The 14244-nt window shown below is 26.5% G+C and carries 13 protein-coding genes and 1 pseudogene; 10 read left to right on the top strand and 4 right to left on the bottom strand.

From position 1 onward, the window contains the following. Positions 1-88 precede the first annotated feature (88 nt). Positions 89-2122, bottom strand: a complete 2034-nt coding sequence (locus I2E83_RS10715) for a methyl-accepting chemotaxis protein (protein ID WP_195429750.1) — start codon at positions 2120-2122, stop codon at positions 89-91. 229 nt (positions 2123-2351) lie between these two features. Between I2E83_RS10715 and I2E83_RS10710 the strand changes: the two genes are divergently transcribed. The 3 genes from I2E83_RS10710 to hisC all read left to right on the top strand — a co-directional run bounded on the left by I2E83_RS10710 (position 2352) and on the right by hisC (position 5487). Beyond that, positions 2352-3407: a PTS sugar transporter subunit IIC gene (locus I2E83_RS10710; RefSeq protein WP_195429749.1), complete on the top strand. Its 1056-nt coding sequence runs from the start codon at positions 2352-2354 to the stop codon at positions 3405-3407. A gap of 79 nt (positions 3408-3486) precedes the next feature. Continuing rightward, positions 3487-4473, top strand: coding sequence for a D-isomer specific 2-hydroxyacid dehydrogenase family protein (locus I2E83_RS10705; RefSeq protein ID WP_195429748.1), 987 nt, complete (start codon positions 3487-3489; stop codon positions 4471-4473). A gap of 9 nt (positions 4474-4482) precedes the next feature. After that, entirely contained in the window at positions 4483-5487 is a 1005-nt protein-coding gene (gene hisC / locus I2E83_RS10700; RefSeq protein WP_195429747.1) for a histidinol-phosphate transaminase, read from the top strand. Positions 5488-5561: 74 nt separating this feature from the next. Here the strand turns inward: hisC and I2E83_RS10695 are convergent, their stop codons facing one another. Next, the gene (locus tag I2E83_RS10695; RefSeq protein WP_195429745.1) at positions 5562-5789 is read right to left on the bottom strand and encodes a hypothetical protein; all 228 of its coding nucleotides are present in this window, start codon (positions 5787-5789) and stop codon (positions 5562-5564) included. A 151-nt stretch (positions 5790-5940) separates the two neighbouring features. Beyond that, positions 5941-6255, bottom strand: a complete 315-nt coding sequence (locus tag I2E83_RS10690) for a hypothetical protein (RefSeq protein WP_195429743.1) — start codon at positions 6253-6255, stop codon at positions 5941-5943. Between the two features lie 223 nt (positions 6256-6478). On the opposite strand from I2E83_RS10690, the gene cplR reads away from it, so the two are divergent. Continuing rightward, positions 6479-8125, top strand: coding sequence for an ABC-F type ribosomal protection protein CplR (gene cplR, locus I2E83_RS10685; RefSeq protein WP_195429741.1), 1647 nt, complete (start codon positions 6479-6481; stop codon positions 8123-8125). A 77-nt stretch (positions 8126-8202) separates the two neighbouring features. Continuing rightward, positions 8203-8766, top strand: a complete 564-nt coding sequence (locus I2E83_RS10680) for a carbonic anhydrase (RefSeq protein ID WP_195429738.1) — start codon at positions 8203-8205, stop codon at positions 8764-8766. Positions 8767-8893: 127 nt separating this feature from the next. Here the strand turns inward: I2E83_RS10680 and I2E83_RS10675 are convergent, their stop codons facing one another. Continuing rightward, positions 8894-9844, bottom strand: a complete 951-nt coding sequence (locus I2E83_RS10675) for an alpha/beta hydrolase (RefSeq protein ID WP_195429737.1) — start codon at positions 9842-9844, stop codon at positions 8894-8896. Positions 9845-10251: 407 nt separating this feature from the next. Here I2E83_RS10675 and I2E83_RS10670 point away from each other — a divergent pair, with 407 nt between their 5' ends. From I2E83_RS10670 to I2E83_RS10650, 5 genes and pseudogenes are all read left to right on the top strand, one after another. Then, the gene (locus I2E83_RS10670) at positions 10252-10884 is read left to right on the top strand and encodes an HAD-IA family hydrolase (RefSeq protein WP_195429736.1); all 633 of its coding nucleotides are present in this window, start codon (positions 10252-10254) and stop codon (positions 10882-10884) included. After that, positions 10884-11906 carry an ROK family protein gene (locus I2E83_RS10665; protein WP_195429735.1) on the top strand — a complete coding sequence of 341 codons (1023 nt, stop codon included), beginning with the start codon at positions 10884-10886 and terminating at the stop codon, positions 11904-11906. Before I2E83_RS10670 ends, I2E83_RS10665 begins: the two co-directional genes overlap by 1 nt. A 291-nt stretch (positions 11907-12197) precedes the next feature. Next, complete coding sequence (locus tag I2E83_RS10660; RefSeq protein ID WP_195429734.1) at positions 12198-12890, top strand: response regulator transcription factor; 693 nt, start codon at positions 12198-12200, stop codon at positions 12888-12890. Between the two features lie 10 nt (positions 12891-12900). Next, positions 12901-13881 (top strand): sensor histidine kinase, encoded by a 981-nt coding sequence (locus tag I2E83_RS10655; RefSeq protein ID WP_195429733.1) that lies wholly within the window; start codon positions 12901-12903, stop codon positions 13879-13881. A gap of 229 nt (positions 13882-14110) precedes the next feature. Next, positions 14111-14212 (top strand): annotated as a pseudogene (locus I2E83_RS10650) (undecaprenyl-diphosphate phosphatase); the annotation flags it as partial. Between the last annotated feature and the right edge of the window lie 32 nt (positions 14213-14244).

The raw sequence follows: 14244 nt of genomic DNA, 5'->3' as shown, positions 1-14244 counted from the left end.
AATATATAGGTGCAAATTATAGTTACGACTCTTATTATTTATATTTAAATTTTAACTTTATTGATAAGCTTAAATAGAGGAATTTCTATTAATCTATCTTAAACTTACTAAGTTTATCTAATATTGATTTAGTTAAGGTACTTAAATGTTCAGCTGAATCAGCAACTTTTTCACTTGAAGTAGATAATTCACTTGATGAAGCATATATTTCTTCTGTAGCAGCACTTAATTCTTCAGAAATAGCAGAAGAATTAGTTATATTTTCTATTATATTTTGCTTTCTTTTAGATATGCTGTCAGAATTTTTATCCAATGAATTTATTTCTTTAGATACTTCAAGAACTAAAGATATAATTTCATCAAAACTAAGCATAGTCTTTGTTGTTTCATCAATTTGAGTTTGGAATAGTGAGCTTATTGAATCATTTTCTTTTACAATAACAGAAGTTTGGTTAAGTACGTTTTGTACTATTGAAGTAATTTCTCTTGATGAAGTTTTACTTTCTTCTGCTAGTTTTCTTATTTCATCAGCTACAACAGCAAATCCTTTTCCTGCTTCTCCTGCCCTAGAAGCTTCAATAGCAGCATTTAAAGCAAGAAGATTAGTTTGTTCAGAAAGAGAGTTTATTACGTCTGTTATTGAAGTAATATTATTTATGTTTTCCTTCATGCTTGAAATTGTATCGCTAAATATTTTGAAATTATTTTCTAAGGATTTCATGGTTAATACTAGTTCACCTATATCTTCATTAGATGAAGTAGATTTATTATTAATATTTGCTACCATAGTATTAATATTAGAAATAGATGTAATTATGGAAGTTAAATTAGTATCAAATATATCCATATCAGCTGTAATATTAGAAAGTTGGTTAGCTTGACTATATGTCCCTTGAGAACTTTCCTTTGTAGCAGCAATTATATTTTTACATGAAGTTAAATAATCCTCAGACATATTAGTTAGATTTAATGATTCCTCCTCTAATGTATGTGATGAATCTTTGATGGACGAAATCATATCCTTTAATGAATCTTGAGATTTATCTATTGAAGAAAGTATTTCTCCTATTTCATCTGTTTTATTTAATTCTTCATTAGATAGTACTTGTGAGAAATTACCTTTTGCAAAATTTGAAACTATACTAGAAACTGATTTTAATCTTATACTAAGTTTATTTGAGAATCTGTAAGCTAGTATCATTGAAATAATTAAAGATACAATACCCACAGTGATTACTATTTTAAGAATTGTATCTACTACCATAAATAGATCAGAACTATCAACCATAAGGCCTACTGACCAATTAAGTTCTGGAATATTTTGATAGGAAATTACTCTTCTAGTTTCATTAAAATCATATTCATCAAAGCCAGTTTCTCCGGATTTCATTTTTTCAATACTTTTAGCAAGTTCAGCTAATGAAGTATTTTTTTTAGCTATTTCAATAATGTTTTCTCCTTCTTGAACTCTTTTATATTCATAATGAGCTATAGTTGTACCATTACTATCTATTAAACATGTTTTTCCTGTACTCCTAAATGTTATTGTGCTTATTTTATCTGATATTTCTTTAGCATCTCTGGCAAAAGATAATACCCCTACTATTTGTCCATTATTTTTTATTGGAGCAGAATATACCATCAAAGTTTTTCCTGTAGTCTTATCAGTTAATGGGCTACTAACTGTTGAAGTACCAGACATGGCTGTTTTGAAATAATCTCTATCAGAAATATTAACAGTTTGTCCGCCACTATTTAATCCATTCCCAGATTTATCTGCAATTAGTATTCTATCTAGGCTATATTGAGATATGTATCCATTAAGAGATATTAAGTTTTTTTGAATATCTGAATATGAAGACATTGATACAGTTGATGCTAGTGTTTCAGATAACATAATATATTTGTTTACATATTCATTTAATTCGCTAGCACTTCTTTTTGTCAATTCTGACATCATATTTAGAGAGTCATCTTTTATTTTCTTATTTACCGACACTGTTGTTATAGCTGTAAGAACTAAAAGTGAAGATATTAATAAAATTGAAAATAATAATATTATTTGTGTTTTTATTGATTTGTTTGGTTTTTTAATTTTTGATGATTTCTTTAAGTTTTTCATTTTTACCCTCCTATTGATTCTTATTTATATATCGAAATGTCGAATGGGAAACTTTATAAAAAAATCATATAAAATACAAATTTCTCTTTAAAATTTACATTTAATACCACTAAATGTAAATAAAAGGTGAAAATATAAAATATAACTAAAATTTGACAAAGAAAACAATATAATGTATATTTAAAATGAATTTTTTAATATACAATAAAATCAAAAGGAGAGTATAATTATGAGTAACGAAAAGATGACAGCTAAGCAGTTTATGGACAAGCTGTTAGCGGGGTTAAGTGTTGGTATAGTAGTAGCTCTTATACCAAATGCTTTATTAGGTGAATTATTAAAGGTAATAATACCTCACTTTGCCCCAGCACAAACAATTTTTGATATAACTTTACTTGCAATGAGACTTTCACCAATGGTAATAGGTGTTTGTATTGCAATGCAATTTAAGTTAACTCCAATTCAAATCACATCAGTAGGTATGGCGGCAGTAGTTGGATCAGGCGTAGCAAGTGTTGGAGAAAATGGTGCATTTATTTTTGCAGGAACAGGGGATGTAATTAATGTTGCAATTACAGCAGCTATAGCAGTTGGAATTGTAATGCTTTTAGGTAATAAATTGAAGGCGTATACAATATTACTAGTTCCAGCAATAGTAGTAATAGTTGCAGGGGGAATTGGTATTTTTGCATTACCATATGTTAAAGGAATAACACTATTTATTGGTGATATAATCAATAAATTTACAACTTTACAACCAATATTAATGGGAATATTAATTTCTTTATGTTTTGCATTCTTAATAGTTTCACCATTCTCTACAGTTGCAGTTGCAACAGCAATTGCTCTTGGTGGAATAGGTTCAGGAGCAGCAAATTTAGGGGTTGTAGCAGCAGGTTTTGGATTAGCTATTTGTGGATGGAAAGTAAACTCTTTTGGTACTTCAATAGCACATTTCTTAGGATCTCCTAAGATGCAAATGGTGAATTTAGTAAAGAAGCCTATAATGATGGTACCAATTCTTTGCAATGCTGCTGTACTAGGAGCATTAGCTGGAATATTTAATATTCAAGGAACTCCTATGAGTGCAGGATTTGGTATTTCAGGTTTAATAGGACCAATTAATGCTTTGAATTTAATGGGTGGATATACAACAATGAATGTAATTATTGTTAGTATAGTATTTGTAATTGCCCCAATAGCATTAGGAATATTATTTAATTACATATTTACTAAAATTGCAAAAATAATTTCAGAAGAAGATTATAAATTGACATTTGAGTAGAAATAAATTATGTAGGGGGAGACTCCTACATATATTTATCTAATAAATTTACAAAAAGATAAACAAAAGGAGTATAGTTATGAAAGTATTAGCGTATTGTGTAAGACCAGATGAAATGAGTAGTTTTGAAAAATTCTCAAGTAAGTATAGTCATGAAGTTACAATTGTAAAGGAATCTTTTGGGCCATCAAATGCAAATTTAGCTGAAGGATATGATGCTATAAGCATATTGGGAAATTGTAATGCAAATAAAGAAGCAATAGAAATAATTTCAAAATTAGGTGTTAAATATTTAGCAACTCGTTCAGCTGGATATAACAATATTGATTTAGAAGCTGCAAAGGAATTTGGGGTAAATGTAGCAAATGTACCAGCATATTCACCAAACTCAGTAGGAGAATTTGCAGTAGGGGTTACTTTATGTTTAGCAAGAAACTTCAAGAAAGCATTTAAGAGAGTAGACGCTCAAGATTTTTCATTAGATGGATTAATTGGATTTGAATTAAGAAATAAAACAATAGGTTTTATTGGAACAGGAAGAATTGGACAAATTGCTATTAAAGCATTTTCAGGATTTGGCAGTAAGATGATAGGATATGATTTATATCCTAATGAAAATGCAGCAAAATATATTGAATATAAAACATTAGATGAAGTATTTGAACAAGCTGATATAATATCACTTCATTGTCCATTAACAGCTGATAATTATCACTTAATAAATGATGAGTCAATTGCTAAAATGAAGGATGGTGTAATTTTAATAAATACATCTAGAGGTCAATTAATGGATGCTAAAGCACTAATTGAAGGTGTAAAGAGTGGTAAAATTGGCGGTGTTGCAACAGATGTTTATGAACATGAGTATGGAATTTTCCATAGCAACCACCAAAATAATGTAATTAGTGATGAAACATTATTAACTTTAAAATCATTCCCAAATGTTATAGTAACTCCTCACTATGGATTCTATACAGATGAAGCAGTAGCTAATATGGTTGAATATACATTAGAAAATCTATATGATTTTGAAACAAAAAATGATTGTAAAAACAAATTAGCTTAGGTGATTAAATTGAGTTATGACATAATTAAACTAGATTCAAATGAAAATCAAATAAAACATTCATTTGATATAGTAGATTGCATAAAACAAATAGATCCTAAATTATATCCAGATGTAACAAATACCTTAGTGAGGGAAGAGATTGCTAAATATTTTGGAGTAACAAAAGAAGAAGTATTCTGTTCTCATGGTTCAGACTATTTAATTAAAGCTTTAACTTTTGGGTTAGTAAGGGGAAATCATGAAGTAATAATGCCAGATGTAGCATTTCCAACATATGAAATTGCTGCAAAAATTAAAGAATGTAAATATATTAAGATTCCATTAAAAGACTATGGTATAGATTTAAATGCTACTTTAGAAAAAATAAATGAAAATACAAGATTAATTTGGATATCTAATCCTCATAATCCAACAGGAACACTTTTAAGTGATGAAGATATAATATCATTTTTAGAAAAAGTTCCTTCATATGTTAAAGTAGTTTTAGATGAGGCATATATAGAGTTTTTAGAGAAAGATCCATTAGATTCTTTAAAGATTTATAAGGAATTCTCTAATGTAATAATATTGAGAACATTCTCAAAAGCTTATGGGCTTGCGGGAGTGAGAGTTGGATATGGAATTGCTAGACCAAGTATAATTGATGAGTTTAATTTTGCTATTGGACCATTTGACTTAAATTCATATGCACAAGGTTTAGCTGTTAGAGTTATAAAGGAAAAAGAATACGTAGAAAAAGTAAGAATTAATAATAAAAAAGCACTTACTATGTATGAAAATGCTTTTAAAGAGCTTAATATAGAATATATAAAATCATATGCATCTTTTATTATGTTCAAATTAGGAGATAAAGCAACTGAGCTTGTAGATTTCTTAAAAGAAAGAGGAATAATAGTAAAGGATGGAAGATTTATCGGCATGAGTGGGTTCGTTAGAATTTCAATGGGTACAGAAGAGCAAAATAGGATAGTTATAGAGAATATAAAGAAATTTATAATGATTAACTATTAAATTGAGTGATTGAGAAGTTAATAATATTGAAAAATAAAAGGAAAGCTGTTTGGTTATAGCTTTCCTTTTTATAATTAATATGGAAATCCTTGATTATATGGAGAAGTACTATCATCTCTTTGCAAAATAATATCTAATGTTAATTGAGTAGATGTATCTTCACTAGGTAATGACAGAACTTGAGATAAAGAATATCCATATTTTGAATATTTATTAATTAAGTCAATGTACGAATCAATTTCCTTTCCTTCATAATAAAGTTTGTAATTTATCATGCTTACTTTTAGTATTTTATATTTCATATAGCCCCAGCCCCTTTTTATAAATTTATAATAATTATATATTAAATTTAAGAAAGATTATATTAAATTATTTTAAGTAATAATAATTTAATAAAATATTTACTTAAAAGTTGAAATATAAAAAACACAGTAATCACTGTGTTTTTTACAATTAAGCTTTTATCCAATCTACTACACCAGGAGTTAAGGATGCAACATCATCCTTATCAACCTTAGTTACAAAAAGTAAATCATTAGGTTGTAAGTGTGCTTTAATCTTTTCTGAGATTTCATTAGCTGAAATATCAGTTTTAACTAAGTAACTATCAGGCATGAAGTTAGCCCAAGCACCAAGTGTTTTTATAGTTCCAACTATATCATAATCATCACGATGATGGTGATGATGATCATGATCGTGATCGTGAGAATCACAACCACATGAATGAGAATCTTCATTTAAATAAAATGTTATTGCATAAACTGTCATATATGTACCACCTTAAATTAGTATTTTTTATAATCATAATATATATCTTGTCCAAAAGCTAGTAATATTATTAAATATCTTTATCTATGGAATAAAATTATAATAGAATACATTTAACTAATAAATCAAATAATATTATAAAAGATAAATTTAAGAGGGATAGTTGTAAAGTATAGTTTTTGCAATATCCTTCTTTTATATTTTTATTTATGGAGGCCTTAATATGCAGCTTGGAAGTATTAATAATTTGAAGAAATATTATGGTGATAGATTATTACTCGATATAGATAAGTTTGAAATAATGGACGGAGATAGAATTGGAATAGTGGGGGAAAATGGAGTAGGAAAAACCACTTTAATAAAAATATTAATAGGCGAAATTAAGTCAGATGAGGGAACTACTTATATTACGGATAGTTATTCTTATATTAGTCAAAGAGAAGCATGGTGCGAAATTGAAGGAAGTGGAAAAGTAAAGGGTATGTTTCATGTTCCAGATGAATATGACGATTATTTATCTGGAGGAGAAAAGGTTAAAATGAGGATAGTAAAGGCTTTTGAAGAAAATAGTAGTCTTATAATAGCAGATGAACCTACTTCTAATTTAGATGTTGAAAGTGTTAAGCTTTTAAATAAACTGTTTAAGAAATATAAAGGAGCATTGCTTATCATTTCTCATGATAGAAATTTTTTAGATGATTTATGTAATAAGATTGTTGAAATTGAAGATGGAAAGCTTACTATATATAATGGGAGTTATAGTGATTATCTTAATCAAAGAGAAGAAAATAGAAAGGTTAATGAAAGAGAATACAATAAATATATTCATGAAAAATCTAGGTTGGAAAAAGCTATATCAGAAAAGGAAGTATTGAGAGATAGAATTAAAAAGGCACCTAAGGGAATGGGGCCATCAGAAGCTAAAACTATAAAAATGGGTGATCAAAGAGGAAAGAAGAATATAGATAATAATATAAAATCAATTAAAAGTAGAATAGATCATTTAGAGATTAAAGAAAAACCAAAGGATAAAAAGGAAATAATAATTAATATTGTACCAAGTATGAAGTTAAATTCTAAAATTCCTATTGAAGTAAATGATTCAAAAATTTATGTGAAAAATAAATTATTAATTGATGATGTTAACTTAAAAATAAAACAAGGAAGAAAAATTGCTTTATTAGGTGAAAATGGTTGTGGAAAAACAACTTTATTGAAACATATAATTAATGGAAATAGTGATAAAGTTAAGATTTCAAGCAATGTAAAAATAGGATACTTTGACCAAGGGCAAAGCATTTTAGATGATTATAAAAGTATTTTGGAAAATATAAAAGAGGATTCATCTTACGATGAAACTTTTATAAGAATTAATTTAAGTGAATTTGGATTTAAAGATAAAAGTGTATATAAAAGAGTAGGAGATCTAAGTGGAGGAGAAAGAGTAAAGGTAGGTTTATGCAAAGTGATTTTATCAGACAATAACATATTAATACTCGATGAACCAACCAATTATTTGGATATTAAATCTATAGAAGCATTAGAAAATGCTTTAGTAAATACTGATAAAACCATTGTTTTAGTGTCCCATGATATAAGATTTATTTCAAATATATGCGATTATATTATTGAAATTAAAGAAAATAAATTACATGAATTTGATGGAGGTTATAGTTTTTATGTAGAGCATAAAAATATTGAAAAAATTGATACTAATAAAAAGAAATGTGAAGAGGAATTGCTAGTTTTAAATAATAGGTTAACAGAAGTTATTTCACTATTATCTTTAGAAACAGATGAAACAAAAAAAGTAGAATTAGATGCTGAATATAAAGATTTATTATATAAAATAAAAAATATACAAAAATAATACATAAAAAAACATATGAAAAATTGTATGCTTATTATAAAATGAGTAAAAGACTAAAAAACATAAAGGGGGACCCTATGAGTAAATTAGATGAAATTCTAAAATTTAACAAAGACTTTGTTGAAAATAAAGATTATGAGGAATATATAACTTCAAAAAATCCAAAAAAGAAAATACTTATTTTATCTTGTATGGATACAAGGCTTACAGATTTATTGCCTAAAGCACTACATATAAAAAATGGTGATGCTAAGATTGTAAAAAATGCTGGAGCAGCAATTATGCATCCTTTTGGAAGTGTAATTAGAAGTATAATTGTTGGAATTTATGAATTTAATATAGATGAAATTTTTGTGATTGGACATCATGGCTGTGGAATGTGTAATTTGGACACAGATAATTTATTACAAAAGGCTATTGAAAGAGGAATTTCAAAAGAATCTTTAGATACACTTTGTAATGCAGGAATAGATATTAAGAAATGGCTACATGGATTTGATTCAGTTGAAGAATCTATAAAAGATAGTGTTAATTTAATAAAAAAACATCCATTAATGCCAGAAGGCATATCAGTTCATGGACTTGCGATAGATCCTGAAACTGGAAAGTTAGACTTAATAGTTAATGGATACAATAAATAAATTATGCAGTAATTTATTTATTGAAAAGCTAATAAAAAACACTTCATTCTTTTATTAGCTTTTCATTTTCTTCTTTTTCACTATTAAATTTGATGAGGAGTATAAGATCGTAGCCTTTATATTTTAGTTAATTAACATATCTATTTATAAATTTCCCAATTGTAGACCAGTAAAGTTCAGGATTCACTTTAGATGATTTAGCATGCCCAGCGCCTTTTATAGTTAATTTTTCTTTTTCTGAGCCTGTAGCATTATAAAGTTCATCCATCATTGAATAAGGCACAAAATCATCTTCATCTCCATGAATAAATAATATTGGAGTTTTAGATTTTGCTACTTGTTTTAGTGTGGAAGCTTCTCTTAAAGTATAGCCTGCCTTAACTTTTGTAACTACTGATGAAGCATTCATTACTGGAAAGCTTGGTAATGAGTATAAAACATCTAGTTGATGAGAAAATTGCTCCCAAACAGATGTATATCCACAATCTGCTATAATAGCTTTTACGTTACTTGGAATATCTTCACCAGAAGTCATTGAAACTGTAGCTGCCCCCATCGATACTCCATGAAGGATTATTTCTGAAGTTTTATCAGTATTAAGAATTAAATTTATCCACTCAATAATATCTAATCGATCGTCCCAACCCATTCCAATATAATCGCCTTCACTTTCGCCATGAGCCCTTAGGTCAGGAATTAAAATATTAAATCCCATTTCATAAAATTTTCTAGCATAACCACTCATATCGGTACCGTTACTTGTATATCCATGAACAGTTATAACCCATTTATTAGTAGGGATTTCGTTTAATATTTTGTAACTATGAAGCTTTAAATTATCAAATGATTCTATATATTCATTAGAAAATTTAGATTTATTAAGCAACCAATCTACATTTTCATCAATAACTTCACCACTTGTTTCTTTTGCTTCTTCTGGGGTACCGAATATAGCATCTTTTGATACTGTTGGATTAAGAGCTAAATTATAAAAATAATTACCTATAAATCCTAAAGCGCTGATAGATAGAGCACCTAATATACTGGTTGAAATTATTGCTGTCTTTTTCTTATTCATTATAGTCTCCTTAGTTTATTAATTATTATTAAGCGATATTTTAGCATTTTTAGATTGATATAACAATAATTTTATAAAAGTTAAAAAATATTAACAGATTAGTTACATTTTATTTAATTAAACAAAGAAAATTATGATATTAAAAAATATAGTAATTAGTTGAGTGAAATTTTTAGGGATATACTAAAAGATGATAGGAATAAATAATCAGCATATATAAAAGTAGTATATATTACAGCGATTTTTAATTTCTTTGTATATGTTATAAGTAAAGCTATTTATAGTAAATTATATAAAATAAATATAATTTAATTAAGTTATCTGTAATTGATTAATTAATTGATTTATGTTATTATACTTTTGAAGGAAACTTTCAAAAGTATAATATAAAGGGTATGGATATAAATATGAAAAAGTATAAATGTATAATTTTTGATCTAGATGGAACAGTTTTAAATACTGAGAGAATGAATTTAGTTCCACTTCAAAGACTAATAAAAGAAGAGCTTGATAAAGATGTTATGTATTCAGATTTACTTAAATATAAAGCATATGCAGGAAAGAGAACTTTAGAAGAGTTAGGATTTAAGGATATAGAAAAATCTTATGAAAAGTGGGTAGAGTATGTAAATGGTTTTGAAGAAGGCGCTACATTGTTTGAAGGATTTGATGAAGTAATAAAAACATTAAATTCAAAAGGAATTATATGTGCTATAGCAAGTTCTAAAATGAAAGATCAATATAAAATAGATTTTGAACCTACTGGATTAAAAAAATATATTAAATGTGAAGTTTTAGCAGAAGATACGAAAAGACATAAACCATATCCTGATCCATTATTAAAAGTGACTGAAATATTAGGTATAAGCCCAAATGATTGTATGTATATTGGAGATACAATATTTGATTTTAAAGCAACTAAAGCTGCAGGAATGGATTTTGGACTAGCTATATGGGGTGCTGATAACTTAGAAGGAATAGAGGCTGATTTTGAGTTTAAAAAACCAATAGATATTTTAAAGGAGTTAAATCTTACATAATGAAAAAAATTGCAGGAAAGCCAAAGGAACTTAAAAATGTAAATACTTCATTAATAATGAATTCAATAAGGACTAGAGGTAATGCAACTAGAGCTGAGATTTCTAAGGATACAGGTTTAAGTCATACAACTGTAAGAGTCATTTTAAATGAGCTTATAGAAATGAATGAAATACTATCTGTAGGATTAGATGAATCTAGTGGTGGAAGAAGAGCCGAAAGATATAAGATGAACTCTAATAAAAGATATATAATAGCAATATCAATAGAAGAGGATAAAACAGTATATAGAATAGTCAATTCTTTAGGAGAAGTTTTAAAAGAAAAGATTAAAGAAATAAGTAGCCTAGAAGATATTAAAACTATTGCAAATACAATAGAAGCTTTATATGAAGTTTATCATAATATAGAAGGTATTGGGATTAGTGTTCCAGGAGTTGTAACTAATGATGGATATTTATCTGGAATTAAAATGGAAGATTGGAAAGAAATAAAAATAAAAAAATATCTTAGGGAAAAATTTAATGTTCCTATATTATTAGAAAATGATATAAACTCTGCATCTTTAGCTTTTTATAATGATTATATAGAAGAGAATAAAGTCGGACCTATTAGTCTTGTATATGTAAGTTTTACTTCATTAGGGGTTGGATCCGGAGTAATACTAAATGGAAATGTTCTAAGAGGTGATAATGGATATGCTGGAGAAATTGGATTTATTCCTGTGAGAGATACTTTTTTAAATACTATGTTGATGAGCAACTTAAATGATGACGAGTATATACATGTAATTATAAATACTATAAAAACAATATCAGCAATAATTAACCCTAGTGTAGTCGTCTTAGGGGGAAGTAGTTTTAAATATCATCTTAAAAATGAAATAGTAGATAGATATAATAAAGAATTTAATATAAAAACGAAAATATTAATACAAGAAAAAAGTTGTGATTATTCATTAGAAGGAATAAAAAAAGAATCATTAAGGTTAATAAATAAAGAAGTTAAGTTAATTAGAAATTAAATATAATGTTATTATTAGTATAGAGGGCGTTATAGCTTTGGCTAGCGTAACCAAAGTACTTTTAAATAAAAATAAGGCTATAACTATATAATACTAGTTGTAGCTTTTTTATATTTAAGAAAATCAACATAAAAGTTTTTACAAGTCATATATATTTGTGTTGATTTAGGATAAAAGACTCATTGTAATAAAGCAATAGAATTAATTATAAACATTACTAAATTGTAATACAAATGTATGGAAATTAATTGTATAATTAATGTAATTTCTAATTATTAAGGAGCAAATAATATGAATTATAAGATATATATAATAGAAGATGATTCGTCATTAAGTCTTTTATTAAAAGATTATATTTCTAAATATCAATTTGATGTAAAGGTTGTTGAAGATTTTGAGAATATAATTAGTGAGTTTAATGAATTTAATCCTAATTTAGTACTGTTAGATGTTAACCTACCTAAGTTTGATGGATTTTATTGGTGTAGAAGGATAAGACAAGAGTCAAAAATTCCAATTATATTTATATCAGCAAGGGATAGTGGAATGGACCAAGTTATGGCACTAGAAAATGGTGGAGATGATTATATAACTAAGCCTTTTTATTACGAGGTTGTTATGGCAAAAATAAAAAGTCATTTAAGAAGGGCTTTTGGAGATTATGCTATACAAATGAAAGAAAGGATAGTTGAACTTGATGGATTAATATTTTATCCAGAAAGATCCGAAATTGAGTTTAATAATAAGAAATTGATTATAACTAAAAAAGAAGGAATTTTATTAGAGTATTTAATTAAAAAGTATCCTAAAGTTGTAGATAGAGATTTTCTTTTAGAGAAGATATGGGATGATATTGAGTTTGTTGAAGAAAATACATTAAATGTTAATATAAGTAGAATAAGAAAAAGACTTCATGATATTGGAATATATAATGGAGTAGAAACTGTAAGAACAGTTGGATATAGATTAAATAAAACTTGGTAGGAGAAATAGTATGAAATTATTTTTAAAGGATAATAGAGGGTATATAATTATATATTTCTTAAGCCTTTTAATTACATTAAGTTATATAATCCTTCTTGGAAGTTTAGATTCAAGCGAATTTTTTTATATATTAGTATTTAATACGTTTATTTTATTTACCTTTTTAGGCGTTAGATATTATAAAAATAGAGAAATATATAACTTATTAAATAAGAATTTAAATGATTTAAATGAAACAGTATTAGACTTAGGAAATTCAGTTTTAGGTGAAGGAATATCAAATATTTTAAATCAAATGAATAGTTTATATATCAGCGAGTTAGTAGATAAAAATAAAAATCATGAAGAACATTTGATGTTTATAAATCAGTGGGTTCATCAAATGAAAACACCACTTTCAATAATACAGCTAAAAATGCAAGAAGATGAAGGGGAATTACCTATTGAGAATATAAGAGATGAAGTATATAAGCTAAATAAAGGATTGAATATGGCAATGTATTTTGCTAGACTAGATTCCTTTCAAAAAGATTTTGTAATAGATAAGGTTTCTTTATATAAAGTGGTTATGAATAAAATAAATGAAGAAAAAACTATTTTTATTAAAAATAAAATGAAACCAATAGTTGAAATAGATAAAAACATAGAAATATATAGTGATTTAAAATGGATTAAATTTATATTAGAACAGATTATTGTTAATGCTATAAAGTATTCAAAGGGTTTAGGAAAAGAATTAATAATAAAGGCTGAAGAAAATTTTGAATATGTTACATTAATGGTAATAGACAAAGGTATAGGTATAAATAAAAAAGATATAAGAAGAGTATTTGATCCTTTTTTTACAGGAGAAAATGGACGTAAATATGGTGAATCAACAGGAATGGGATTGTACATAGTGAAAAAGGTTTGTGATAATTTAGGTCATATTATATCAATAGATTCTACTATAGGGTGTGGAACAACTATCATAGTAAAGTTTAAGAAGTAAGATATTAAATTAATATTATATAAGCTGAAATATGAATTAAAAATTTAACTAAATTATTTTTAGTACAAATAATAAAATAAAGGTAAGTTATATTATATGATTTGCCTTATTTTTATGCATAAAAAGCAAAAGTGACATACATGTAATAATTATGTAAGGTTTAAAGATAGTACATAGAATAGAGTCTCCATTAAACTAAATATATAAAGTTTAATGGAGGATAAAATGAATGATTGATATAATATTTATATTAAAGTCTATTGTAATTGCCATTGTTGAAGGTCTTACCGAATTTATTCCTGTATCATCAACAGGACATATGATTTTAATTTGAAGTTTAATCAACAAAGATAATAATTTTAA

Origin of the sequence: Clostridium sp. D46t1_190503_E9 (assembly GCF_015555225.1) — a bacterium.
Lineage (GTDB): Bacteria > Bacillota > Clostridia > Clostridiales > Clostridiaceae > Clostridium.
This window is presented reverse-complemented; position numbering and strand designations above follow the sequence as displayed.

Excerpts from the sequence above, each read along its gene's own strand:
- I2E83_RS10675 (WP_195429737.1), bottom strand. The coding sequence starts at position 9,844 with ATGAATAAGAAAAAGACAGCAATAATTTCAACCAGTATATTAGGTGCT.
- I2E83_RS10705 (WP_195429748.1), top strand. The coding sequence starts at position 3,487 with ATGAAAGTATTAGCGTATTGTGTAAGACCAGATGAAATGAGTAGTTTT.
- I2E83_RS10655 (WP_195429733.1), top strand. The coding sequence starts at position 12,901 with ATGAAATTATTTTTAAAGGATAATAGAGGGTATATAATTATATATTTC.
- I2E83_RS10680 (WP_195429738.1), top strand. The coding sequence starts at position 8,203 with ATGAGTAAATTAGATGAAATTCTAAAATTTAACAAAGACTTTGTTGAA.
- I2E83_RS10710 (WP_195429749.1), top strand. The coding sequence starts at position 2,352 with ATGAGTAACGAAAAGATGACAGCTAAGCAGTTTATGGACAAGCTGTTA.
- cplR (WP_195429741.1), top strand. The coding sequence starts at position 6,479 with ATGCAGCTTGGAAGTATTAATAATTTGAAGAAATATTATGGTGATAGA.
- I2E83_RS10695 (WP_195429745.1), bottom strand. The coding sequence starts at position 5,789 with ATGAAATATAAAATACTAAAAGTAAGCATGATAAATTACAAACTTTAT.
- I2E83_RS10715 (WP_195429750.1), bottom strand. The coding sequence starts at position 2,122 with ATGAAAAACTTAAAGAAATCATCAAAAATTAAAAAACCAAACAAATCA.
- I2E83_RS10690 (WP_195429743.1), bottom strand. The coding sequence starts at position 6,255 with ATGACAGTTTATGCAATAACATTTTATTTAAATGAAGATTCTCATTCA.
- I2E83_RS10665 (WP_195429735.1), top strand. The coding sequence starts at position 10,884 with ATGAAAAAAATTGCAGGAAAGCCAAAGGAACTTAAAAATGTAAATACT.
- I2E83_RS10660 (WP_195429734.1), top strand. The coding sequence starts at position 12,198 with ATGAATTATAAGATATATATAATAGAAGATGATTCGTCATTAAGTCTT.
- I2E83_RS10670 (WP_195429736.1), top strand. The coding sequence starts at position 10,252 with ATGAAAAAGTATAAATGTATAATTTTTGATCTAGATGGAACAGTTTTA.